Raw genomic sequence first — 23,600 nt, forward strand, 5'->3', positions numbered from 1 at the left:
GTGTGGGGCGAAGTCGTATTCTAACATGCATGAGCCATGTTGCTGGTTTTCTCGGGGAGGGGGGGCGGCGTGGCTTTGCAAGTCTTACATACGCGAGACTTTGAATTGAGCTCTAATTCTATACCCTGCCTGATTGCTTTTTCGGGGGGATGAATATAACGCATCGAGTTTTCAAGGGCGCTCGGTCATAAGAATTTTAAAATGAGGCAGAGTTAAAATGAAAATAAAAACAAGATTGTCTCCTGAGTTTTCTGTTTATCTTGATTTTTTGCGAGTGTTTGCAGCTTTGATGGTTGTCGTGTCGCATTACCCCCTATTTTTATTCCAGGCCCATATTACTAATCGTTATAATTTTGGTTATGACGCGGTTGTCGTATTTTTTGTATTGTCCGGCTATGTGATAAGTTACGCGGCTGATCAGATTGAGAAAACTTGGTTTAACTATACTGTTAGTAGGATGGCGCGCATATTACCTGTTTCTACAATGGCGGTTTTGGTTTCGCTGGTCTTGATGTGTTTTGCTTATCCGTATTCACCTGAATCCTACCCCGAAATTGCTCAATTACAAAAAATTCCGTATGTCTCCATTGTTACGATGTTTTTCGCAAACGAGTTTTGGTGGACTGACGTACGCCCCTTCGGCAATGGTCCTTACTGGAGCCTGGCTTTTGAAGTCTGGTGCTATGTTATTTATGGTCTCGCTATTTTTGTACCTGGGCGTAAACGGTTTTTCTTGATTTTCATAGCACTGCTTATCACCGGCCCAAAACAGTGGCTTATGTTGCCGATCTGGCTGGCGGGTTCCTTTGTGTATCGGTATCGTAATAAATTCGATTTGTCAAATATTACGCTTTTGATGTTGGCGGTTGTTCCGATTTTTGTTTTTTTTGCCATTCAGTTGAGTCAGCCTCGTGATTGGTCTTATTTTGTCGTGGGGCGATATGTAGAAAGCTTTTTTGGTCACGGCTTGGATGGTGCGGCAAACTTTTTTTGGGGGTATATTCTTGCAGTTCTGGTCTCCATTCATTTATATGCCGTGAATAGGCTAGGGGGTGTAGGGCTTCTCAATGGTCCGCTGATATCTGGCGTTATCCGCAAGGTGGCCGGCTATACATTTAGTCTATACATATTTCATTATCCGATGTTTTTCTTTTGGAATGCGTTGCTGAAGCCTATGCCTGCACCCTATGACTTTGTTCATGTGTTGATAGTTTATGTTTCCACCTTTGCGGGTGTCATCATTCTTGCGGGGATTGTTGAGCATAAAAAAGCTCTTTACCGAGAGTTCTTCGCTCGTAGCTTGAGTTCTTTTGAGCGCCTCGTCAGTCGTCGGTCGTCGGTTTGAGTTTGAGTTGGCAGCAGGGGGGGCAGGCGTTTCATGGGCTGTTGATTAAATGATACGAAAGAGGTTTGTGTTTGGTGCATGTAGCAATACAGGTGGATTTTATCAGTTGCTCATGGCTGCTTGACCTCCTTGCATTTTTCGAAAATGGAGGCCGAACCAGTCGTTGCTCCGCGCTGTATTCTGTATAATTCAAGCTTTCACGATTGGTCTGTCTGTCGGTGGATCAAGCTGCTTTTTGCCGTGAAGGCATTTTCAAAACGGAGTTTAGAGGATTCGCATGAAAGCAATCGTAACTGGCATCACTGGTCAAGACGGCGCCTACCTGGCGGAACTGCTGCTGGAGAAGGGGTACACCGTTTACGGTACCTACCGTCGTACCAGTTCTGTCAATTTCTGGCGTATCGAGGAGTTGGGCATTCAGTCCAACCCTAACCTGCATTTGGTCGAATATGACCTGACCGACCTGTCGGCCAGCATCCGTTTGCTGCAAACAACTGAAGCCACCGAGGTGTATAACCTCGCCGCGCAGAGTTTTGTCGGGGTTTCGTTCGAACAGCCAATTACCACGGCTGAAATCACCGGCCTTGGCGCGGTGAACCTTCTTGAAGCGATTCGTATCGTTAATCCGAAGGTTCGTTTTTACCAAGCGTCGACGTCCGAAATGTTCGGTCAGGTACAGGCCATTCCGCAGGTTGAAAGCACTCCGTTCTACCCACGTAGCCCTTACGGTGTCGCCAAGCTGTACGCTCACTGGATGACAATCAACTATCGTGAGTCGTACGGTATTTTTGCCACCAGCGGTATCTTGTTCAACCACGAATCGCCACTGCGAGGTCGTGAATTTGTAACTCGTAAAATCACTGACTCCGTTGCCAAGATCAAATTGGGTCTGTTGGACAAGATGGAACTGGGTAACCTTGATGCCAAGCGTGACTGGGGTTTCGCCAAGGAATACGTAGAAGGCATGTGGCGCATGCTGCAGGCCGATGTCCCGGATACGTTTGTTCTGGCGACCAATCGCACCGAAACCGTCCGTGATTTCGTATCCATGGCGTTCAAGGCTGCCGGTATCACTATTTCTTGGTCGGGCACTGCAGAGGCCGAGCAGGGCACTGATGCCGAGACTGGTAAAGTCCTGGTTGTTATCAATCCCAAGTTCTACCGTCCGACTGAAGTTGAGTTGCTGATCGGCAACCCGGCCAAAGCCAAGGAAATCCTGGGCTGGGAGCCGAAGACTTCACTCGAAGAGCTGTGCCGCATGATGGTCGAGGCTGATCTGCGCCGTAACAAGCAAGGGTTCTCTTTCTGATGATCAATGCTGGCAAACGTGCGCTGATTACGGGTATTCACGGTTTTACCGGTCGCTATATGGCGGCTGAGCTGGAAGCTCATGGCTACGAGGTCGTCGGGATGGGTAGTCAACCTTCTGACGATCGCAACTATCACCAAGTAGATCTGGCTGATGCGGTTGGTCTGCGTACGTTGCTGGCAAAGATTCAGCCAGATGTTGTTGTGCACCTCGCCGCGCTGGCATTCGTCGGACACGGTGCAGCGGACGCGTTCTATCAGGTTAATTTGATCGGAACGCGCAATCTTCTCGAGGCGATTGCTGCCTGCGGGAAGACGCTGGATTGCGTATTGATAGCCAGTAGCGCGAACGTGTATGGCAATGCTTCGGGCGGCTTGCTGTCCGAAGCAACGGTTCCGGCGCCGGCCAATGATTACGCTGTCAGCAAGCTGGCGATGGAGTATATGGCCAAGCTTTGGCTGGATCGTCTGCCTATCGTGATCGCCCGGCCATTCAACTACACGGGGGTCGGGCAGGCTGAGAACTTCCTGTTGCCGAAAATCGTCTCCCATTTCCTTCGTAAGGCTCCACGGATCGAATTGGGTAATCTCGACGTTTGGCGCGACTTCAGCGATGTTCGGGCTTTGGTCAAAGCCTATCGTGGGTTGATCGAAGCGAAACCGTTGGGCCAGACTGTGAATGTCAGTTCAGGTAATACACACTCGCTACGAGAGGTCATCGAGTTGTGCAAGGGGTTGACCGGGCATGACATTGAAGTCGAAGTGAATCCAGCATTTGTTCGTGCCAACGAAGTGAAGACCTTGTGCGGGGATAACTCCAGGCTGCGGGAACTGGTTCCCGGGTGGGCAACGCCCGCTCTAAGCGAAACTCTGAGCTGGATGCTGACGGCTGAATAAATGAAGTTAATCCTTTCTGTTGAGCCGGTTCGTTTTCCGCTGACCGGCATTGGTCGCTACACCTATGAGTTGGCGCTGCGACTGCAGCAGAATCCCGAAATTACCGATCTGCAGTTCTTTGCAGGTCGGCGATTTCTACCTTCGCTGCCCGCTGCCTCCGATACATCGGGCAATGGTTATGGTCTCAAACGAGCAGTTCAAAAGAACTTCCTGGCGGTTGAAGCCTATCGTTTGCTGATGCCATTACTCAGGAAACAAGCACTTAAAGGTCATGGTGATTTTCTTTACCATAGTCCGAATTATTACCTGCCCCCGTTTGCCGGGCGCAGTGTTGCTACCTTTCACGATCTGTCTCCCTTTACGTGGTCCCACTGTCATTCTCCGCAACTTGTGCGTTATCTGCAGAAAGAGCTCAAGACCACATTGGTCAGAGCTGATGCGTTGATAACGGACTCTGAATACACGCGTAAAGAGTTATCCGACTATTTCTCTTGGCCCATTGAGCGTATACACACCGTAGCGCTGGCCAGTTCAGCCGAATTTCATCCCCGATCGGCAGATGCCCTCAGAACGACGCTTTCGCGCCACGGTCTTAAAGTGGGCGGTTATAGCCTGTTTGTAGGCACTATTGAGCCGCGCAAGAACATTGAAACGTTGTTGGACGCTTATTCACGTCTACCACTGGAACTGCGCAAGCGCTGGCCATTGGTTCTGACTGGCTACTATGGCTGGCGGAACGAGGATATCCACCATCGTCTTGAAAGCGCTCGTCGCGAAGGGTGGGCCTTCTATCTGGGATTTGTTCCCAGTGAAGACTTGCCTCTGCTGTTCGCCGGTGCGCGGCTGTTTACTTTCCCTTCGTTGTACGAGGGATTTGGTTTGCCGGTGCTAGAGGCCATGAGCTCGGGAGTGCCCGTTGTTTGCTCGAACAGTTCATCACTACCAGAGGTTGCCGGAAACGCGGCGCTCATGTGTGAGGCGACGGATACGGTGGCGTTGACCGAACTCTTGCAACAGGGTCTGGAAGATGAAACCTGGCGTGCGAGCGCTATTGAGCAGGGATTGTTGCACGCGGCAAAGTTTTCCTGGGAGCGCTGCGCCAGGGAAACTTTTCAGGTTTATCAGAAGGTGGTCAACGGTTAATGATCAAGGTTCTGCATTTCTTCAAAACCTATTACCCAGAGACAATGGGTGGAATAGAGCAGGTCATTTTTCAGATTGCCGAAGGTGGTTTGACGCAGGGGTACGAATCCCAGGTGCTCTATCTCAGTGAGCGAGGGGCTGCACGGAATGAACCGATTGCGAATCATCTGACTCATCGCTCGAAACTGGATCTTCACGTCGCATCCACGGGATTCTCGTTTTCGGCGCTCAAGGATTTTGCTGAGCTGGCCCGAGAAGCGGATATCGTTCATTACCATTTTCCATGGCCGTACATGGACCTCGTTCATTTTTTGAGTCGAGTTCGCAAGCCGACGGTAGTCAGCTATCACTCCGATATCGTCAAACAGAAAACTCTGCTTAAGCTGTATCAACCCTTGATGAATCGTTTCCTGTCGAGCGTTGATTGTATTGTCGCCTCATCGCCAAATTACGCGGAGAGCAGTCCAGTGCTGGCCCGCTTCAAAGATAAGGTGCGTGTTGTTCCATACGGTCTGGATCGTGCGACCTATCCTGTTCCTTCGGCGCAAAAATTGGCATTTTGGCGAGATCAACTGGGTGAGCGATTTTTTCTGTTTGTAGGTGCCTTGCGTTACTACAAGGGGCTGGATTACTTGCTCGAGGCCGCCAGGACCAGCGGATTGCCGGTGGTTATCCTCGGGGGGGGGCATCTTGAGGCGGAACTCAAGGCGCAGGCTGCTGAATCCGATCAGTGCAATGTGATTTTTTTGGGACTCTTACCCGACGAAGACAAGGCTGCACTTCTGATGCTTTGCTATGCCTTCGTTTTTCCCTCGCACTTGAGGTCTGAATCCTTTGGTATCTCACTGCTTGAGGGGGCCATGTACGGTAAACCGATGATTTCTTGCGAGATTGGCTCGGGTACAACTTATATTAATATTGCTGGAGAGACCGGATTGGTCGTTCCTCCCAAGGATTCTGTTGCACTGGCTCAGGCTATGACAACGCTGTGGAACGATCCTGCCACTGCGGCCAGAATGGGCGAAGCCGCCAAGCATCGATTTGAGGACGTATTTTCTTCGGATTTGATGGCGCAATCCTATGCTGATATTTATCGCTCGTTGCTTTGAAATCTCTTTGCACCTCATGTTAAGGGTTACTTGATTCTTCCAGGTGGCCCTGCATGGGCGATGATTTTTACGCTAGCTTCCAATCGAGGACGGATTAGATTTTTGCTGAGTGGTTTTTTCAGCGAGGCAGGTATCCAGTGCGCGATTCAAACGACTTTTAAGTCTGATGGAGTTGTTCTCGATCAAAAAGCAGGCCAGCGTCGATAAGATAGAGTATTAAGGATATGTAACCCGAACAGGGGGTAGGTTAAAACACATCGTGTAGCAGAGCTCTGGATAGCGTCTATCGCAGTTAGGATGGACGAATAAAAATAGAACTAATAACTGTTTGTTCAGAAATAATTGACTGCTCCTTCTATAGTTCTAATGCTGTTGCAGTCTTGTCTCTTAAAAGCAATACGCATTGTTGAAATTGGCAGCCCAGGTGATTTATTTTGTAGCTGGATAAATTTTCGCGAACTTTACTGTGAATATTCATTACGAACTGCATGCCCCCCGCATCGGGGCAATAGTTGGTATCGTTGTAAACGAGTTCGCCGGCACACAGGATGACGGATGTTTGCCCGACACCCGGCAAATATCCGCCTCAGGAGGCTTTGACGTGGCTAAGAAAGGCGTAATTCAATAAACTGCCCCTCATTTATTGCTTCGGCGACGCGATTTCCGTGATTGCTGAATTGACGCGTCCACTTGCCGGGTCAACCCTGCTGATGTGTACCGTCGGCATTGATTTTTTAACTCAAGGTGCTTCCATGCGATCCAAGACATTCCTGATTACCGGTGGTAATGGTTTTTTGGGGAGTGCACTCATTGATCGGCTGATGATGGAGCCGGATTGTTCTGTCGTCGCGCCGATGCGGTCGAGGGCCGGTGAATATGCTACGGGTGTGCGGGTTCTACCATTCGAGGGTTTAAATGGTGCTAATGACTGGAGCCACGCCCTTGCCGATGTTGATATCGTCGTTCATGCAGCGGCACGTGTTCACGTCATGGATGAAGTGGAGACCGATCCAATCGCTGCTTTTCGTGAGATCAATGTCCACGCAACGTTGAACCTCGCTCGTCAAGCCGCAGTGTCGGGGGTTAAACGCTTCATCTTTATCAGTTCGGTGAAAGTTAACGGAGAGGCAACCGGTCCTGGTACTGCTTTCCGTGCCGACGATGTGCCTGCACCGGCTGACGCCTATGGCGTTTCCAAGTTTGAGGCTGAGCAGGGGCTGCGCCAATTGGCTCAGGTCACAGGTATGGAAGTGGTGATTATTCGCCCGGTTCTGGTCTACGGGCCAGGGGTGAAAGCCAATTTTCTTTCCATGATGCAATGGCTGGCCCGCGGGGTGCCGTTGCCCTTTGGTTCAGTGCGTAATCGTCGCAGTCTGGTATCAGTTGGCAACCTTGTGGATCTTATCCTGACCTGTGCCGAGCATCCGGGGGCGGCAAATCAAGTGTTCATGGCCAGTGATGGCGAAGATGTTTCCACCTCCGAACTTTTGCGCAAAGTGGGCCTGGCGCTGGGGAAGACCAGTCATCTTTTACCCGTGCCGGTATGGATGATGGAGCGGGTATCGGCATTGATTGGGCGGCGTTCGATATCGCAGCGGCTTTTTGGCTCTTTGCAGGTTGATATCAGTAAAAATCGGCAGTTGCTCGGTTGGACGCCGCCCATCAGTCTCGATAAGGGCCTGGACCTGACCGCAAAGCATTTTCTGGAAACGCAAAAATCATGACTTATGGATGGTTTCTCCCAGTCGTCTTCTGTTTATCCTTTATTCTCACGTGGGCCTTACGCCGTTACGCGTTGGCGCGCAGTCTGTTGGATATTCCGAATGCGCGCAGTTCGCACTCAGTGCCTACTCCACGCGGAGGTGGTGTAGCGATAGTGGTGGCATTTGTCTTGGCGCTAGTGGTGTTATGGGGCGTTGGCATGACTTCATCCAGCGCTTTTTTTGCTGTTGCCGGCGCTGGAGGTCTGATCGCGGTAATTGGCTTCATGGATGATCACGGCCATATTGCGGCGCGCTGGCGTCTGCTGGGGCATTTTTTCGCCTCTGGTTGGCTGTTGTTCTGGCTCGGTGGCATGCCTGCTGTCGAGGTATTCGGGGCGCAGGTTGACCTGGGTGTTGCTGGTCATCTGCTGGCGCTGTTCTACCTCGTGTGGCTACTTAATCTTTACAACTTCATGGATGGCATCGACGGCATCGCGGGTGTTGAGGCGATATGCGCTTGCCTCGGCGCATGCCTGTTGTATTGGCTCGTCGATGCAACAGCGTTGATCTGGGCACCGTTGTTGTTGGCGGCGGCGGTCATGGGCTTTCTTTGCTGGAATTTTCCACCGGCAAAGATTTTCATGGGTGATGCAGGTAGCGGTTTTCTTGGCGTTGTTCTGGGAGGGCTTTCTCTCCAGGCGGCGTGGCAAAACCCTTCGCTGTTCTGGGGGTGGCTGATCCTGCTTGGTGTATTTATCGTTGATGCCACTTTTACACTGTTCCGGCGCCTGCTCAGAGGTGACAAGGTTTATGAGGCGCACAGAAGCCATGCCTATCAGTTTGCTTCCAGGGAATATGGTCGGCATTTGCCCGTTACACTCACAACGGGTCTGATCAATCTATGCTGGTTGTTGCCAATTGCGGTAGGTGTTACACGGTTTGGGCTGGGCGGCGTATGGGGTGTACTTTTAGCCTACATCCCGCTGGTTTTTCTGGCGATCAGGTTTCACGCGGGAGAACTTGAAAAGAACGCCGATGGCGCAAAAGATAACCAGTCTGTTATCTAGGTTTAGAGTCATGCTGCTGGCGGGTGATTCATTACGGCGATTGGCATTTGAAGGAGGGAAACTGAGGTGCTTGAAGAGTTAATGGATAAGGTCAGAGAGCGTCTCGTTGGACTTCCACGGCGCCGCAAACGACTGATTCAGGTCGGTACAGACATTTTTCTGGTGTGGAGTGCTCTGTGGTTGGCGTTCATCGTGCGATTGGGTATCGATGATATGTACAACCCGTTCAGGGTCCACTTCTGGTTATTCGTCTGCGCCCCGGTTGTCGCTATTCCCTTGTTCATTCGCTTCGGCATGTACCGTGCCGTCATGCGTTATTTCGGCAATGACGCCCTGATTGCAATTATCAAGGCTGTCAGTTTGTCGTCGCTGATTCTGGCCGTGGTTGTTTACTGGTACAGCAACCACGAAGCAGTTGTGCCTCGCTCGATCATTTTCAACTACTGGTGGCTGAGCTTGGTCATCATTGGCGGGTTGCGGCTATGCATGCGCCAATACTTCATGGGTGACTGGTTTTCAGCTGCTCAGCATGTCCCTTTTGCCAACCGTGATGACGGGTTGACCAAGGTCGCGGTTTATGGCGCGGGCGTCGCGGGCAATCAACTGGTCGCTGCATTGCGAATGGGGCGAGTCATGCGGCCCGTGGCCTTTATCGATGACGACCCGGGTATTTCCGATCGCTCGATCTCGGGTCTGCAGGTCTACAAGCCCAAGCATATTCAGCAGATGATCGATGTGACTGGAGCGCAGGAAATCCTTCTCGCACTGCCATCGTCGACTCGCGCTCGTCGGCGGGAAATTCTCAACTTGCTGGAAGGCTTTCCGTTGCATATTCGCAGCGTGCCGAATTTCTCCGATCTGGCGAGTGGCCGAGTCAAAGTCGAAGATATTCAGGAAGTCGATATTGCAGACTTGCTGGGGCGCGATGCCGTTCCAGCTCAGCCTGATCTTCTCGAGCGCTGTATCAAAGGCAAGACTGTAATGGTGACAGGTGCAGGTGGCTCGATCGGTTCGGAGCTGTGTCGGCAGATTTTCTTGCTTGGTCCGACGACGCTTCTGTTGTTCGAACACAGTGAGTTCAATCTCTACAGCATTCTTTCAGAGCTGGAGCAACGCAGCTCCCGAGAGTCGGCTCCAGTTCGATTGCTTCCCATACTCGGGTCCATACGCCACCAGGACAAATTGCTCGATGTGATGAAAACCTGGAAGGTCGACACGGTTTACCACGCGGCCGCCTACAAGCACGTGCCCATGGTCGAGCACAACATAGCCGAAGGCGTGTTGAACAATGTTATTGGTACACTCAACACCGCTCAGGCTGCCCTGCAGTGCGGTGTATCGAATTTTGTCCTGATCTCGACTGATAAAGCGGTGCGTCCCACCAATGTCATGGGCAGTACCAAGCGCCTGGCGGAATTGACGCTTCAGGCACTCAGCCGAGAAGTCGCCCCAGTGCTGTTCGGTGACAGTGCAAAAGTTTCCCGGGTGAATAAAACCCGGTTCACGATGGTTCGCTTCGGCAATGTGCTGGGCTCTTCGGGTTCGGTTATCCCGCTGTTCCATAGCCAGATCAAGTCCGGTGGCCCGCTGACCGTCACCCATCCGAAGATCACCCGTTATTTCATGACCATTCCCGAAGCCGCGCAACTGGTTATACAGGCCGGTTCGATGGGACAGGGTGGCGATGTGTTTGTGCTGGACATGGGCGAGCCGGTGAAAATCGTCGAGCTGGCAGAGAAGATGATTCACTTGTCCGGTCTGAGTATTCGTTCCGATCGCAACCCGCAGGGCGATATCTCCATCGAGTTCACGGGGTTGCGTCCAGGTGAAAAGCTCTACGAAGAGCTGTTGATCGGTGACAACGTTGCTGCGACACCGCATCCGATGATTATGACGGCCAACGAGGATCACTTGCCTTGGGATGTCTTGAAGTCCCGGCTGACTGAACTGCTCGCCGCTGTCGCAGCGGATGACTATTCCCGAGTTCGCCAGTTGTTGCGCGAAACCGTCAGCGGCTACACCCCTGACGGCGAGATCGTTGACTGGATCTACCAGCAACGCCGCCTCGAACCCTGATTGTTTCACATCCTGCAACAGACACATTTTTGACAGGCTCCATTCATCGCCTAAGTTTGGGGAGCAGCTTCGGAAAAGCTGCTTTCTCAAATGATGATGGAGCGTCACTTATGCGTACCGGTTTTTTCAACTCTCTGGTTTTTGCCCTGCTCACCAGCGCCTCGATCGTCGCAATTGCGGCTCCTGGGATTGCACCAAAGCCTGAAAAATCGATCATGATGACCGAGGCGGTCACCGTTTCAGTAAGCGACAAGGTCGACCTGAATGGTGCTGATGCCGCGACCTTGCAGAAGGAACTGGCCGGCGTGGGTGAGGCCAAGGCGAAGGCGATTGTTGCGTATCGTGATGATAATGGGCCATTCGCCTCGGTAGATGAATTACTCGAAGTGAAGGGCATTGGCAAGGCGATCCTGGATCGCAACCGCGAGAGGCTGGAAGTGAACTAAGCTGATTATTCAACGCCGAGGGGCCGGTCATTGACCGGCCTTTTTTCGTTCTGATGAGTCATGAGACGCGAACGCGGTACGGGAGAGTTTCGTCGGGCTACATAAAATTACGGCTATCATATGGCGTTGAGATTATGCCTATAATAATTCCCTCGGCGCTCAGGTGCGCCTCCGCTGTCCTTCTCTAAAGCTCATCTGGAGTCCCGTCATGAATTCTGCCAAATCCCAAGGTACAGCCCTCATCACCGGAGCATCTTCCGGAATCGGCGCCATCTACGCCGAGCGTCTGGCGGCGCGCGGGTTTGATCTGTTGCTGGTGGCTCGCGATCAACAGCGTCTGGAAACCGCAGCAAGTAGCTTGCGTGAGACGCACGGTGTAGAGGTCCAAGTGCTCAAGGCCGATCTGACGCAAAAGGACGATGTACTCAAAATTCAGCAACGGCTACGCAGCGATTCAAGCATCAGCCTGTTGGTGAACAACGCAGGCGTGGCTGCCGATGGTCTGCTGGCCAATTCAGATTCCGAACAACTGGAAAGTCTTATCCAGTTGAACATTACTGCCGTGACGCTCCTGGCCTCAGCTGCTGCGGCGAGTTTTTCCAAGGCCGGTCGCGGCACGATCATCAATATCGCCTCGGTGGTGGCATTGTTCCCCGAACGCTTCAATGCCACTTACAGCGCTAGCAAAGCCTACGTGCTGAGCCTGACCCAATCGTTGAATGCTGAACTCGACGGCACGGGGGTCAAGGTACAGGCGGTATTACCCGGTGTTACCCGTACTGAAATCTGGGAGCGCTCGGGTATCGACGCCAGTGGTATTCCCGCCGAAATGGTGATGGAGGCGGGCGAGATGGTTGATGCTTCGCTGGCAGGTCTGGATCAGGGTGAGTTGATCACTATTCCGTCGCTGCCCGATGCGGCGGACTGGCACGCCTTTGTCGCCGCCCGTTATGTACTCGCGCCGAACCTTTCGCACAGTTCTGCGGCCAAACGTTACAAGTAAGACTTTCGAAAACATTGAGGTAAACGCGGTATGGATCAGCGTCGAGTAGTCGTTACGGGTATGGGCCTGGTTTCCCCCTTGGGCAGTGGTGTCGAAGTCGTCTGGCAGCGCTTGCTGGCCGGGCGGTCGGGAATACGTATCTTGCCGGAGGCGGTGAGTGCGGACTTGCCGGCGAAGGTCGGCGGCGCGGTGCCGACGATGGAAGAGGATACAGAAGCCGGTTTTGATCCGGATCGTGCTACGCCGCCCAAAGAACAGAAGAAGATGGATCGCTTCATCATGTTCGCCATGGAAGCGGCCCGGCAGGCTGTAGAGCAGGCCGGATGGCAGCCATCCGAGGCGAAGGATCAGGAACGTACCGCGACGATCATCGGCTCCGGTGTCGGTGGCTTCGGTGCAATTGCCGATGCTGTACGCACTACCGACAGCCGGGGCCCGCGACGTTTGTCGCCGTTCACCATTCCGTCGTTTCTGGTCAATCTGGCGGCGGGGCATGTATCAATTCAGCATGGCTTCAAAGGGCCGCTCGGTGCTCCGGTAACCGCTTGCGCCGCCGGGGTTCAAGCGATTGGCGATGCTGCGCGAATGATCCGCGCTGGTGAGGCCGATATTGCGGTGTGTGGTGGGGCAGAGGCGGCGATTGACCGAGTCAGCCTTGCCGGTTTCGCGGCGGCGCGGGCGTTGTCCAGCGGCTACAACGACACCCCCGAGCGGGCTTCACGGCCGTTCGACAGCGGTCGCGACGGCTTTGTGATGGGCGAGGGCGCCGGGTTGCTGGTGATTGAATCGCTGGAACACGCATTGGCTCGTGGTGCTCAACCATTGGCCGAGTTGGTCGGTTACGGCACCAGTGCCGATGCCTATCATCTGACCGCAGGCCCCGAAGACGGTAGCGGCGCGCGTAGGGCGATGGAACTGGCTTTGGCGCAGGCCGGTATTTCACCGGCTCAGGTGCAGCATCTCAATGCCCATGCCACTTCTACTCCGGTTGGCGATCTGGGCGAGCTGGCAGCGATCAAAAGTGTGTTTGGCACGGAAAACAAAATCGCCGTGACTTCGACCAAGTCCGCTACCGGGCATTTGCTTGGTGCTGCTGGCGGGCTTGAGGCGATCTTTACCTTATTGGCAATCCGCGACCAGGTGGTACCGCCGACGCTCAATCTGGAAAACCCCGACCCGGCGAGCGCGGGTGTGGACATTGTTCACGGTCAGGCACGTTCAATGCCGATCGAGTATGCATTGTCCAACGGCTTCGGGTTTGGTGGAGTCAACGCCAGCGTGCTGTTCAAGCGCTGGCAGGCTTAATCGTCTGATTGCAGGAGGTGATCGCGGGTGACGTCGAGGATTTTTTGTGCGAAATCGGCATCCGCGATACTGCGCGAAAGCAGCAACGAACCGATCAATGTCGACATGATGACAATGGCCCGGTCTGCGGTCTTTTCGCCTTCGAGGGTTTGCTCGATCTGGTCCAGCCGCGCATTGAGTATTTTGTCGGTGGTCGGGCTGGGTTGCCCGCGCAGGCCGAGTTCAGAAGAAATGGTCAGCAGTGGGCAGCCTTCGTGGGGCGAAGTCTGATGCCATTCGGACAAGTAGGTCTCAATGAACGCCTTGAGTGGATGTTCCTGGGAGAATAACTCCTCACACAACTCGTCGACCTGATCGCTGGCCTCTTGCAAAGCCTTCTCGACCAAATCGTCCTTGGATTTGAAGTGCGAGTAGAAACCGCCGTGGGTCAGCCCCAAGGCTTTCATCAGCGGCTGCAGTCCGGTCGCACCAATTCCGTCCTTGCGAAAGCGTGCCGACGCTTCCTTGATGATGCGCTGATGGGTTTGGGCTTTATGATCCTGCGAGTAACGCATTTGGAACTCTCCGCAACAAGACCACCATCTTAACCACTGAAAATTAAATGGTGACTGTACTTCTACTTCTAAAAAGCATGCAGATACGTCCAATGGCTATATAAAGCACAAACCCCGCCGATCTGGCGGGGTTTTTGTTAGCGGTCCTGCGCTTCCTTGGCGTCCGCTTCGGCGTTGCGTGCGGCTACGCGTTTGCGCTCGTCATCGGTCAGTTCGACCTTGTTGGCGGTGTCGCGCAACATCATCAGACCGCCAACGATCGAGCCGATTGCAACGACCAGAATCAACCAGGCATACCAGGGCATAACGGCTCTCCTTAAGGGCAGATCGACGGGCGAGGATTTCGCCGTGCGACGCTGCATACCACTTTTGAGCGAAATGAATCCGCAGTGGTTCCATTCTAGGCGCGTTATGCCCTCAGCACCGCTTTGGGCTCAAGAGAAGGTCAAAAGATCGCTGCCTCGTTTCACTCGTGAGCTCCTACAAATATGTTCGGAGCCCTTGTCAGTGTTCACAACCCGGTCAGCATTGCGTCAGCGGGGGCGTTGGCACGCAGATGCCCGGTGAGCAGGAAGTAACCAAATCCTACCGCCATGAAACCGAGGAAGATCAGCCCGATCAATGCATTGAACCATGCCATCGCAATCAAGCAGACCACCGCCAGCACCAGCGCGATGATCGGCACCAGCGGATAACACGGCGCGCGGAAAGTACGTTCCAGATTCGGTTCCGATTTACGCAGTTTGAACAGGCTGAGCATGCTCATGATGTACATCACGATGGCGCCGAACACCGCCATGGTGATCATCGCTGCCGTCAGTGTCATGCCGCCGAGGTTGATCAGCCCGTCGCTGTAGATCGCCGCGATACCGATGATGCCTCCGACGATGATCGCCCGATGCGGGGTCTGAAACCGCGAAAGTTTGGCCAGCGAAGCCGGCAGATACCCGGCGCGGGCGAGGGCGAAGAACTGGCGCGAATAGCCGAGGATGATCCCGTGGAAACTCGCGACCAGACCGAACAGACCGATCCAAACCAGCATGTGCAGCCAGCCTGAGCTGTCGCCAACTACCGCTTTCATCGCTTGCGGCAGTGGGTCATTGATGTTGGCTAATGCACGCCAGTCGCCAACGCCGCCGGCAAAGAACATCACACCCATCGCCAGCAAAACCAGAGTCAGAATGCCACTGATATACGCCTTGGGAATCGTGCGTTTCGGGTCCTTGGCTTCTTCGGCGGCCATGGCTGCGCCTTCGATGGCGAGGAAGAACCAGATCGCAAACGGAATCGCCGCGAACATCCCGGCAATCGCCGGAGCCCCAAAGGTATCCGAACCGGCCCAGCCATTGAGAGCGAAGCTGCTGAAGCTGAAGGCCGGGGCAACCACGCCCATGAACACCAACAACTCGGCGACAGCCAGCACGCAGACGATCAGTTCGAAGGTCGCCGCGAGTTTTACACCAAGAATGTTTAGCCCCATGAACACGATGTAGGCGCCGACCGCTGCGTGTTTCGGGTCGAGTGCCGGAAACTGCACATTCAGGTAAGCGCCAATCGCCAAGGCAATCGCTGGCGGGGCGAAGACGAATTCGATCAGCGTCGCCAGCCCGGCGATCAGTCCACCTTTTTCGCCGAACGCACGACGGCTGTAGGCAAACGGCCCGCCAGCGTGCGGGATTGCGGTAGTCAGTTCGGTGAAGCTGAAAATAAAGCAGGTGTACATGGTCGCGACCATGAACGAAGTCACCAGAAAACCTAATGTGCCGGCCACGCCCCAGCCGTAACTCCAGCCGAAATATTCCCCGGAAATCACCAGTCCCACGGCGATGCCCCACAAGTGCAGCGTGCCAAGCGTGGGTTTCAGTTGTGTGTTCATGCGTTTGCTCCCTGAACGGTTTGGAAAGCTCGGGGAGGGCGTGTGCAGTGGGCGTGCCAGTGCGCTGAAACAAGTCGTAATGAGTTGAAAGCTGTCGTATCGGGGATGTTCGCGGTGGGATAGCTGCTTTTTGTGCGCCAGTTGAGTGCGATGTTGCTCGTTATGCCGTCTTCGCGAGCAAGCTCGCTCCCACAGGTTTCAGCGGTGTCTGGACGCGCGCATTTCAAAATGTGGGAGCGAGCTTGCTCGCGAAGAGGCCCGCCCAGCCAACGCAAAACCCTCCTGTAAAGCCCGCATAAACCCACTCTTTACGCTTTCTTTATGCCCAGCCAACCCCCTCGGCCTCGCTCCTTTACAGCCACTTTTCCGACAATCACTCCACACGCGGCAATACGCCGTAACACGGAGATCTTCCATGAGCGTTCTGGACGGGGTGTCCCTGCTGTTGGCAGCGGGGCTGTTCATTTATCTGTTGGTTGCGCTGTTGCGCGCGGACCGGAACTAGGAGCGGCTATGCACAGTTATGACTATTGGCTGATCCTCGCGTTTTTCGCGGTGGTTCTGCTGCCGGCGCCGTTTCTCGGGCGCTTCTACTACAAAGTGATGGAAGGGCAGCGCACCTGGCTGTCGCCGATTCTCGGCCCGGTCGAGCGCGGCTGTTATCGTGTTGCCGGTGTCGATCCGCAGGCCGAACAGAGCTGGCAGAAATACACGCTGGCTCTGCTGGCGTTCAACCTCGCCGGTTTCCTGCTGCTGTTCGCGATCCTGTTGTTCCAGGATCACTTGCCGCTGAACCCGCAGAATCTGCCGGGCCAGGAATGGACGCAGGCGTTCAACACCGCGGTCAGTTTCATGACCAACACCAACTGGCAGTCCTACAGCGGCGAAGCGACCCTCAGCTATCTGAGCCAGATGGTCGGCCTCACCGTGCAGAACTTCGTCAGCGCCGCCACTGGCCTTGCCGTGCTGGTTGCGCTGTGTCGCGGTATCGGTCGCAAATCGACCAAGACCCTCGGCAACTTCTGGGTCGACATGACCCGCGCCACCCTCTACGGCCTGCTGCCGCTGTGCTTGCTGCTGGCGCTGTTTCTGGTGTGGCAGGGCGTACCGCAGACCTTCGCGCATTACGTGAATGCGGTGACCATGCAGGGCGTCGATCAAGTGATCCCGCTCGGCCCGGCCGCCAGCCAGATTGCGATCAAGCAACTGGGTACCAACGGCGGTGGCTTCTTCGGTGTCAACTCGGCGCACCCGTTCGAGAACCCGACCGCGTGGAGCAACCTGTTCGAAGTCGGCTCGATCATTCTGATCCCGGTGGCGCTGGTGTTCACCTTCGGCCACTACGTGAAAGACTTGCGTCAGAGCCGCGCAATCATCGCCTGCATGTTGGCGCTGTTCCTGATCGGCGGCGCCACTTCGCTGTGGGCCGAGTATCAGCCGAACCCGACGCTGAACAACGCTGCCGTCGAACAGACCGCACCGCTGGAAGGCAAGGAAGCACGCTTCGGCACCACCGCCACGGTGTTGTGGTCGGTGACTACCACTGCTGCGTCGAACGGCTCGGTCAACGGCATGCATGACAGCCTCAACCCGCTCAGCGGCATGGTTGCGCTGGTGAACATGATGGTCGGCGAAGTGATCTTCGGCGGCGTCGGTGCCGGGCTCTACGGGATGTTGCTCAACGTGCTGATCGCGGTGTTCCTCGCCGGTCTGATGATTGGTCGCACACCGGAATACCTCGGCAAAAAACTGCAAGCCAAAGAAGTGCAATTGCTGGTGGTGACGCTGCTGGTGATGCCGGTCGGCGTGTTGGTGCTGGGCGCAATTGCCGCGAGCGTGCCATCAGCGGCGGCGACTATCAGTAACCCCGGGCCGCACGGCTTTAGCCAGTTGCTGTACGCCTACACCTCGGCGAGTGCAAACAACGGTTCGGCGTTCGGTGGTCTGAGCGCGAACACTCCGTTCCATAACCTGATGCTGGGGCTTGGCATGTTGATCGGACGCTTCGGTTACATCCTTCCGGTTCTGGCTTTGGCCGGCAGCCTGGCGATGAAGAAAACCGCACCGATCGGCCAGAACAGCTTCCCGACCCATGGCCCGCTGTTCGTGACCCTGTTGACCGCGACCATTTTGCTGGTGGGTGGCCTGACCTTCTTGCCGACCCTGGCGCTCGGCCCTATCGCCGAACACTTGAGCATGGGCTTCTAAGCCTCTCTATTTAGGAGCTGCATCATGAATATGCCCGCAATCAAACCTGCCGCCGTCAAGGCGCCGGAACAAGCGAAAACATCGATCTCGGCCCTGTGGCGGCCGGCGCTGGTGCAAGCTTTCGTCAAGCTCGATCCACGGCAACTGAAGCGTTCGCCAGTGATGCTGGTGGTCGAACTGACCGCCATTTTCACCACCGTGCTGTGCTTCATTCCCGACGCCGAGGTACCGACCTTTGTCGCTGCGCAAATTGCGCTCTGGCTGTGGTTCACCGTGCTGTTCGCCAACTTCGCCGAAGCACTGGCCGAAGGTCGCGGCAAGGCCCGCGCCGACAGCCTTAAGGCTGGCAGCGAAGGCCTCAGCGCCCGGCGCAAACTGGCCAATGGCAGCTTTCAGGTAGTGCCCGCCACCGCGCTGCGCAAAGGTGATGTGGTGCGCGTCGAAGCGGGGGAGATGATCCCCGGTGACGGCGAAGTCATCGAAGGGATCGCCGCGGTCAACGAAGCGGCGATCACCGGGGAATCGGCGCCGGTTATTCGTGAATCCGGGGGCGACCGTTCGGCCGTCACCGGCAACACCCGACTGGTGTCCGACTGGCTGCTGGTGAAGATCACCGCCAATCCCGGCGAGTCAACCCTCGACCGGATGATCGCGCTGGTCGAAGGCGCCAAACGCCAGAAGACCCCGAACGAAGTCGCGCTGGACATCCTGCTGATCGGCTTGACCCTGATCTTCCTGGTGGTGGTCGTGACCCTGCAACCGTTCGCCCGTTTCGCCAACGGCAGCCTGCCGCTGGTGTTTCTGGTGGCGCTGCTGGTGACATTGATTCCGACCACCATTGGCGGTCTGTTGTCCGCCATCGGTATTGCCGGGATGGATCGTCTGGTGCGCCTCAACGTGATCGCCAAATCCGGTCGCGCGGTAGAAGCGGCGGGTGACGTGCATGTGTTGCTGCTGGACAAGACCGGCACCATCACCTTTGGTAACCGTCGTTGCAGCGCGGTGTATGCCGCGCCGGGCGTCAATGCCCGCGATCTGGCCGAAGGCGCGTTGTTCGCCTCGCTGGCGGATGAAACCGCTGAAGGTAAATCCATCGTCGAGTTTCTGCGTGGCACCAATTCGCTGCCTGAGCCGGCGCTGGATACCTTGACCGCCGTACCGTTCAGCGCTGAAACCCGCCTGTCCGGTGTCGACTATCAGGGCCGCGTTTACCGCAAAGGCGCGGTGGATTCGCTGCTGGCGTTCATCGGTCAACAACGTGGCGATCTGGCCCCGGCGCTGTCCCGTGAAATCGACAAGATTGCCCAGAGTGGCGGCACACCGTTGCTGGTCTGCGCCGACGGCAAACTGCTTGGCGCGATCCATCTCAAGGACGTGGTCAAACCGGGCATTCGCGAGCGTTTTGCCGAGCTGCGCAAACTGGGCATCCGCACCGTCATGGTCACCGGCGACAACCCGCTGACCGCTGCGGCAATCGCTGCCGAAGCAGGCGTCGATGATGTGCTGGCCGAGGCGACGCCGGAGAAGAAACTCGCACGCATTCGTCTCGAGCAGAACGACGGTCGTCTGGTCGCCATGTGCGGCGACGGCGCCAACGATGCTCCGGCGCTGGCCCAGGCTGACGTCGGCATGGCGATGAACGACGGCACGCAAGCCGCACGCGAAGCGGCGAACATGGTCGATCTCGACAGCGACCCGACCAAGCTGCTGGACGTGGTGCAGATCGGCAAGGAATTGCTGGTGACCCGTGGCGCGCTGACAACCTTTTCCATCGCCAACGACGTGGCCAAATACTTCGCGATTCTGCCGGCGCTGTTCGCCTCGATTTATCCGCAACTGGGGGTGCTGAACATCATGCACCTGACCAGTCCGCAGAGCGCGATCCTCTCGGCCATCGTCTTCAACGCGCTGATCATCGTTGCGCTGATTCCGCTGGCGCTGCGTGGCGTGCGGGTGCAGGCGGCGAGTGCGGCGGCGTTGCTGCGACGCAATCTGCTGATCTATGGCTTGGGCGGGATTCTGGTGCCGTTTGTGGGGATCAAGGCGATCGACATGCTATTGACGGCGTTGCATCTGGTTTAACCCATTCGCGAGCAGGCTCGCTCCCACTTTGAAATGCATTCCCCTGTGGGAGAGAGCTTGCTCGCGATGAATGCACCGCTGGTTCTCCTGAATCAACGCAGTACTTGTTCTCCGAATTCGAGGATTTTGAAATGTCCACAATGATACGTCCGGCCCTGAGCCTGCTGGTGCTGATGACCCTGATCACCGGCGTCGCCTATCCACTGGTCGTCACCGGCGTCGCGCAAGTCGCGTTCCCCGATCAGGCCAATGGCAGCCTGGTGCATGACGCCGACGGCAAAGTCCGTGGCTCATCGCTGATCGCCCAGGATTTCGTCGGTGAGGCGTGGTTTCACCCACGGCCATCGGCTGGTGCTTTCGCTACTGTTTCGAGCAGCGCAAGCAACCTGGCACCGAGCAATCCGGCACTCGCTACTCGCGTGATCGACGACGCCAACAAGTTGCAGGTTCCCGGCCAGGGCCCGGTGCCATTGGCGCTGTTGACCACCTCCGGCAGTGGCCTTGATCCGCACTTGCCACCAGCAGCAATTGCCTATCAACTGGCGCGAGTTGCGGCGGCGCGAAATCTGCCGGTGTCGACTCTTCAGCAACTGCTCGATGCGCATATCGAACAGCCGCTGGTAGGGCCGCCAGTGGTCAACGTGCTTGAGCTGAATATGGCACTGGAAAAGCTCTGATTCGGCGTGGCGTCGAATCGCCAGCAGGCTGGCTCCCACAAGGAAATGTGAGCTCCTGTGGGAGCCAGCCTGCTGGCGATGGCGGCATTCCATGCAATACACAAACTTCAGGTAGAGAATTTCAAGCATGAGCGATTCCGGCCGCGCCGACGCGCTGTTAGCAGACCTGCCCCGCGATGGCCGTGGCCGGCTGAAAGTGTTCCTCGGCGCCGCGCCGGGCGTAGGCAAGACCTATTCCATGCTTCAGGCCGCCCACACCCAATTGCGCCAGGGCGTGAAGGTCATCGCCGGGGTCGTCGAAACTCACGGCCGCGCCGAAACCGAAGCACTGCTCGGCGGCTTGCCCCAGCAGCCGCTGGTGCGCTCGGAATACCGTGGCGTGATGCTCGAGGAAATGGACCTCGACGGCCTGCTCGCGGCCAGGCCGAAACTGGTATTGGTCGATGAACTTGCCCACAGCAATGCCCCCGGCAGCCGCCACGCGAAACGCTGGCAAGACATTCAGGAACTGCTCGCCGCCGGCATCGACGTGTACACCACGGTCAACGTCCAGCATCTGGAAAGTCTCAACGATCAGGTGCGCGGCATCACCGGTGTGCAGGTACGCGAAACCCTGCCGGACTGGGTCCTGCAAGAAGCCTTTGAGCTGTTGCTGATCGACCTGCCGCCGCGCGAATTGCTCGAGCGTCTGCGTGAAGGCAAGGTCTACGTGCCGGAGCAGGCGCGGGCGGCCATCGATGCATTTTTTACCCAGACCAACCTCACCGCGTTGCGCGAACTGGCGATGCAAACGGCAGCGGCGCAGGTCGATAACGATCTCGCCCAAGGTTATCGGCAACTCGGTCAGGCCGCACCGGCAGTGCGCGGACGCTTGCTGGTCGGTGTCGATGGCGATGCGCATGCAGAACGACTGGTTCGTCATGCCAGCCGCGTTGCCCAGCGTCGGCATTTGCCGTGGAGTCTGGTGCATGTCGACAACGGCACCGTGCGTGATGAGCAATCGCGTCTGCGCCTGCAAAATGCCCAGCAACTGGCCGAGCGACTCGGCGGCGAAGTGGTGTTGCTGCGTGCCGGCGAAGTGGCGAAAACCCTGATCCAGCATGCCGCCGAACGTCGGGCAAGTCTGGTGCTGGTCGGCCAGTCTCGACCAGGTTTGCGCCGCCGTTTGTTCGGTGGTGGTCTGGCGGCACGGTTGTTGCGTCAGGCCCATGGGCTGGAAATCAACGTCCTCGACAGCGATCAGGAACACCATCAGCCACGCCTGCGCACCACTCCGACGCTGGTGTGGTTTGACTACGCGTTGGCGCTGGTCGCGACGGTGCTGGCCAGCGCATTGGCGTGGGCTGTTTCCAGCGTATTGCCGCTGCCGAATATCTCGCTGGTGTTCCTCGCGGCGGTGTTGCTGGTGGCGGTGCGCAGCAGTCTGGGGCCGGCATTGGCCTGTGCGGCGCTGTCGTTTCTGACCTACGACTTCTTGTTTATTCCGCCGAATTTTTCCTTCGCCATCCAACGCGAAGAAGACGTTCTGACCCTGTGTTTTTTCCTGCTGATGGCGGCGCTCACCGGCAACCTCGCGGCACGTCAGCGTCGACAATTGCAGGCGCTGCGCGACACCCAGGAAGAGACCACCGAACTGCTCGATCTGTCGCGCAAACTGACTGCCGCCACCGATCGCCAAGCGGTGGTCAGTGCCGCCGCCCAGCACCTCAATGGCTGGAGCGATCTGCAACTGTGCCTGCTCAATCGTGACGGGCAGGGCGGCTGGAAAGTCGAGACCGGCGGGCCGCTGCAATTCTCCGAATCCGAACGCGCCGCTGCCGATTGGGCTTGGCAACACGATCAACCGGCCGGCATGGGCACTGGCACCTTGCCGCTCGGTCGTTGGTGGTGGTGGCCGCTGTCGGTGGAAGACGGGCCGCTGGCATTACTCGGTGTTTGCGCCAAAGAAGGCCAGACCTTGAGCGGTCAGCGTCGGCGTTTGCTCACAGCGTTGAGCCAGCCGCTGGCGCAGGCATTGGCCCGTGCGCAACTGGCGGATGACCTCGAAGCCGCACGGCTACACGGCGAAACCGAGCAGTTGCGCAGTGCGTTGTTGGCGTCGGTGTCCCACGATCTGCGCACGCCGCTGACCGCCATGCGCGGCAGCATCGACAGCCTGTTGGCGCTCGGCGAAGCGATCCCTCTGGAAGATCGCCGCGAACTGCTGGAAGGCACCCGCGATGAAGCCGAGCGCCTCGACCGCTACATCCAGAACCTGCTGGACATGACCCGTCTCGGTCACGGTGCATTGAAACTGGCGCGGGACTGGGTGTCGCCGGCGGACATCGTCGGCAGTTCGCTCAATCGTCTGCGTGCGGTGCTGGCGCCGTTGCAGGTCAGCACCGACGTGCCCGCCGAACTGCCGCTGCTGTTCGTGCATGCGGCGTTGATCGAACAGGCGCTGGTCAATGTGATGGAAAACGCTGCACGATTCTCACCCACCCATGGCCGCTTGCAACTTAGCGCCGGGGCCAATGACGAAGAGATTTTCTTCTCGGTCAGCGATGAAGGGCCGGGGATTCCCGAGGACGAACGGGCGAAGATTTTCGACATGTTCTACACCGCCGCACGCGGTGATCGCGGCGGTCAGGGCACGGGCCTCGGGCTGGCGATTTGTCAGGGCATGGTCGGTGCGCATGGCGGACGCATCAGTGTCGCTGACGGCATCGACGGGCGCGGCACCTGCATTACCTTGCACCTGCCGTTGCAGACGCAACCGGGGATGGACAATGAAGCCTGATCCCGGCTGCGCTACTCTCTTG

At 56.5% G+C, this 23,600-nt stretch carries 19 protein-coding genes; 16 read left to right on the top strand and 3 right to left on the bottom strand.

The features are described from left to right. Positions 1-217: 217 nt before the first annotated feature. From ACTWLJ_RS15580 to fabF, 11 genes are all read left to right on the top strand, one after another. A complete protein-coding gene (locus ACTWLJ_RS15580) occupies positions 218-1,345 on the top strand; it encodes an acyltransferase family protein (protein WP_445177468.1) in 1,128 nt (375 codons plus the stop codon). A gap of 277 nt (positions 1,346-1,622) precedes the next feature. Then, on the top strand, positions 1,623-2,654 hold the full coding sequence (gene gmd / locus ACTWLJ_RS15585; RefSeq protein ID WP_401216752.1) for a GDP-mannose 4,6-dehydratase: 1,032 nt from the start codon (positions 1,623-1,625) through the stop codon (positions 2,652-2,654). Next, complete coding sequence (locus ACTWLJ_RS15590; RefSeq protein WP_401216750.1) at positions 2,654-3,550, top strand: GDP-mannose 4,6-dehydratase; 897 nt, start codon at positions 2,654-2,656, stop codon at positions 3,548-3,550. The genes gmd and ACTWLJ_RS15590 overlap by 1 nt, the downstream gene beginning before the upstream one ends. Beyond that, complete coding sequence (locus ACTWLJ_RS15595; RefSeq protein ID WP_401216749.1) at positions 3,551-4,693, top strand: glycosyltransferase family 4 protein; 1,143 nt, start codon at positions 3,551-3,553, stop codon at positions 4,691-4,693. Next, positions 4,693-5,802, top strand: coding sequence for a glycosyltransferase family 4 protein (locus tag ACTWLJ_RS15600; RefSeq protein WP_401216747.1), 1,110 nt, complete (start codon positions 4,693-4,695; stop codon positions 5,800-5,802). The genes ACTWLJ_RS15595 and ACTWLJ_RS15600 overlap by 1 nt, the downstream gene beginning before the upstream one ends. Before the next feature lie 752 nt (positions 5,803-6,554). Further along, a complete protein-coding gene (locus tag ACTWLJ_RS15605) occupies positions 6,555-7,526 on the top strand; it encodes a UDP-glucose 4-epimerase family protein (RefSeq protein ID WP_401216787.1) in 972 nt (323 codons plus the stop codon). Continuing rightward, a complete protein-coding gene (locus ACTWLJ_RS15610) occupies positions 7,523-8,572 on the top strand; it encodes an MraY family glycosyltransferase (RefSeq protein WP_401216745.1) in 1,050 nt (349 codons plus the stop codon). Before ACTWLJ_RS15605 ends, ACTWLJ_RS15610 begins: the two co-directional genes overlap by 4 nt. 81 nt (positions 8,573-8,653) lie before the next feature. After that, on the top strand, positions 8,654-10,648 hold the full coding sequence (locus ACTWLJ_RS15615) for a polysaccharide biosynthesis protein (RefSeq protein ID WP_401216743.1): 1,995 nt from the start codon (positions 8,654-8,656) through the stop codon (positions 10,646-10,648). A gap of 110 nt (positions 10,649-10,758) precedes the next feature. Beyond that, positions 10,759-11,094 carry a ComEA family DNA-binding protein gene (locus ACTWLJ_RS15620; RefSeq protein ID WP_445177469.1) on the top strand — a complete coding sequence of 112 codons (336 nt, stop codon included), beginning with the start codon at positions 10,759-10,761 and terminating at the stop codon, positions 11,092-11,094. A 208-nt stretch (positions 11,095-11,302) separates the two neighbouring features. Beyond that, complete coding sequence (locus ACTWLJ_RS15625; protein ID WP_445177470.1) at positions 11,303-12,097, top strand: SDR family NAD(P)-dependent oxidoreductase; 795 nt, start codon at positions 11,303-11,305, stop codon at positions 12,095-12,097. A gap of 30 nt (positions 12,098-12,127) precedes the next feature. Beyond that, positions 12,128-13,402 carry a beta-ketoacyl-ACP synthase II gene (gene fabF, locus ACTWLJ_RS15630; RefSeq protein ID WP_445177471.1) on the top strand — a complete coding sequence of 425 codons (1,275 nt, stop codon included), beginning with the start codon at positions 12,128-12,130 and terminating at the stop codon, positions 13,400-13,402. On the opposite strand, the gene ACTWLJ_RS15635 is transcribed toward fabF, so the two are convergent. The 3 genes from ACTWLJ_RS15635 to eat all read right to left on the bottom strand — a co-directional run bounded on the left by ACTWLJ_RS15635 (position 13,399) and on the right by eat (position 15,832). Continuing rightward, positions 13,399-13,956, bottom strand: coding sequence for a TetR/AcrR family transcriptional regulator (locus tag ACTWLJ_RS15635; protein ID WP_445177472.1), 558 nt, complete (start codon positions 13,954-13,956; stop codon positions 13,399-13,401). The genes fabF and ACTWLJ_RS15635 overlap by 4 nt on opposite strands. A 137-nt stretch (positions 13,957-14,093) precedes the next feature. Beyond that, a complete protein-coding gene (locus ACTWLJ_RS15640) occupies positions 14,094-14,261 on the bottom strand; it encodes a DUF2897 family protein (protein WP_445177473.1) in 168 nt (55 codons plus the stop codon). A gap of 206 nt (positions 14,262-14,467) precedes the next feature. Continuing rightward, positions 14,468-15,832 carry an ethanolamine permease gene (gene eat / locus ACTWLJ_RS15645; protein ID WP_445177474.1) on the bottom strand — a complete coding sequence of 455 codons (1,365 nt, stop codon included), beginning with the start codon at positions 15,830-15,832 and terminating at the stop codon, positions 14,468-14,470. 415 nt (positions 15,833-16,247) lie between these two features. On the opposite strand from eat, the gene kdpF reads away from it, so the two are divergent. The 5 genes from kdpF (at position 16,248) to ACTWLJ_RS15670 (ending at position 23,578) form a co-directional block, all read left to right on the top strand. Continuing rightward, the gene (kdpF, locus tag ACTWLJ_RS15650; RefSeq protein ID WP_007963673.1) at positions 16,248-16,337 is read left to right on the top strand and encodes a K(+)-transporting ATPase subunit F; all 90 of its coding nucleotides are present in this window, start codon (positions 16,248-16,250) and stop codon (positions 16,335-16,337) included. 8 nt (positions 16,338-16,345) lie between these two features. Then, positions 16,346-18,040, top strand: a complete 1,695-nt coding sequence (gene kdpA / locus ACTWLJ_RS15655; RefSeq protein WP_445177475.1) for a potassium-transporting ATPase subunit KdpA — start codon at positions 16,346-16,348, stop codon at positions 18,038-18,040. Positions 18,041-18,064: 24 nt separating this feature from the next. After that, on the top strand, positions 18,065-20,122 hold the full coding sequence (gene kdpB / locus ACTWLJ_RS15660; protein WP_445177476.1) for a potassium-transporting ATPase subunit KdpB: 2,058 nt from the start codon (positions 18,065-18,067) through the stop codon (positions 20,120-20,122). Positions 20,123-20,253: 131 nt separating this feature from the next. Continuing rightward, the gene (gene kdpC / locus ACTWLJ_RS15665; RefSeq protein ID WP_445177477.1) at positions 20,254-20,799 is read left to right on the top strand and encodes a potassium-transporting ATPase subunit KdpC; all 546 of its coding nucleotides are present in this window, start codon (positions 20,254-20,256) and stop codon (positions 20,797-20,799) included. A gap of 127 nt (positions 20,800-20,926) precedes the next feature. Further along, positions 20,927-23,578, top strand: coding sequence for a DUF4118 domain-containing protein (locus ACTWLJ_RS15670; RefSeq protein WP_445177478.1), 2,652 nt, complete (start codon positions 20,927-20,929; stop codon positions 23,576-23,578). The last annotated feature ends 22 nt before the right edge of the window (positions 23,579-23,600 follow it).

It is taken from the genome of Pseudomonas sp. McL0111, assembly GCF_052567255.1.

Excerpts from the sequence above, each read along its gene's own strand:
- kdpF (WP_007963673.1), top strand. The coding sequence starts at position 16,248 with ATGAGCGTTCTGGACGGGGTGTCCCTGCTGTTGGCAGCGGGGCTGTTC.
- ACTWLJ_RS15640 (WP_445177473.1), bottom strand. The coding sequence starts at position 14,261 with ATGCCCTGGTATGCCTGGTTGATTCTGGTCGTTGCAATCGGCTCGATC.
- ACTWLJ_RS15635 (WP_445177472.1), bottom strand. The coding sequence starts at position 13,956 with ATGCGTTACTCGCAGGATCATAAAGCCCAAACCCATCAGCGCATCATC.
- kdpB (WP_445177476.1), top strand. The coding sequence starts at position 18,065 with ATGAATATGCCCGCAATCAAACCTGCCGCCGTCAAGGCGCCGGAACAA.
- ACTWLJ_RS15605 (WP_401216787.1), top strand. The coding sequence starts at position 6,555 with ATGCGATCCAAGACATTCCTGATTACCGGTGGTAATGGTTTTTTGGGG.
- ACTWLJ_RS15610 (WP_401216745.1), top strand. The coding sequence starts at position 7,523 with ATGACTTATGGATGGTTTCTCCCAGTCGTCTTCTGTTTATCCTTTATT.
- kdpA (WP_445177475.1), top strand. The coding sequence starts at position 16,346 with ATGCACAGTTATGACTATTGGCTGATCCTCGCGTTTTTCGCGGTGGTT.
- fabF (WP_445177471.1), top strand. The coding sequence starts at position 12,128 with ATGGATCAGCGTCGAGTAGTCGTTACGGGTATGGGCCTGGTTTCCCCC.
- ACTWLJ_RS15620 (WP_445177469.1), top strand. The coding sequence starts at position 10,759 with ATGCGTACCGGTTTTTTCAACTCTCTGGTTTTTGCCCTGCTCACCAGC.
- eat (WP_445177474.1), bottom strand. The coding sequence starts at position 15,832 with ATGAACACACAACTGAAACCCACGCTTGGCACGCTGCACTTGTGGGGC.
- ACTWLJ_RS15625 (WP_445177470.1), top strand. The coding sequence starts at position 11,303 with ATGAATTCTGCCAAATCCCAAGGTACAGCCCTCATCACCGGAGCATCT.
- ACTWLJ_RS15670 (WP_445177478.1), top strand. The coding sequence starts at position 20,927 with ATGAGCGATTCCGGCCGCGCCGACGCGCTGTTAGCAGACCTGCCCCGC.
- kdpC (WP_445177477.1), top strand. The coding sequence starts at position 20,254 with ATGTCCACAATGATACGTCCGGCCCTGAGCCTGCTGGTGCTGATGACC.
- ACTWLJ_RS15615 (WP_401216743.1), top strand. The coding sequence starts at position 8,654 with ATGGATAAGGTCAGAGAGCGTCTCGTTGGACTTCCACGGCGCCGCAAA.
- ACTWLJ_RS15580 (WP_445177468.1), top strand. The coding sequence starts at position 218 with ATGAAAATAAAAACAAGATTGTCTCCTGAGTTTTCTGTTTATCTTGAT.
- ACTWLJ_RS15595 (WP_401216749.1), top strand. The coding sequence starts at position 3,551 with ATGAAGTTAATCCTTTCTGTTGAGCCGGTTCGTTTTCCGCTGACCGGC.
- gmd (WP_401216752.1), top strand. The coding sequence starts at position 1,623 with ATGAAAGCAATCGTAACTGGCATCACTGGTCAAGACGGCGCCTACCTG.
- ACTWLJ_RS15590 (WP_401216750.1), top strand. The coding sequence starts at position 2,654 with ATGATCAATGCTGGCAAACGTGCGCTGATTACGGGTATTCACGGTTTT.
- ACTWLJ_RS15600 (WP_401216747.1), top strand. The coding sequence starts at position 4,693 with ATGATCAAGGTTCTGCATTTCTTCAAAACCTATTACCCAGAGACAATG.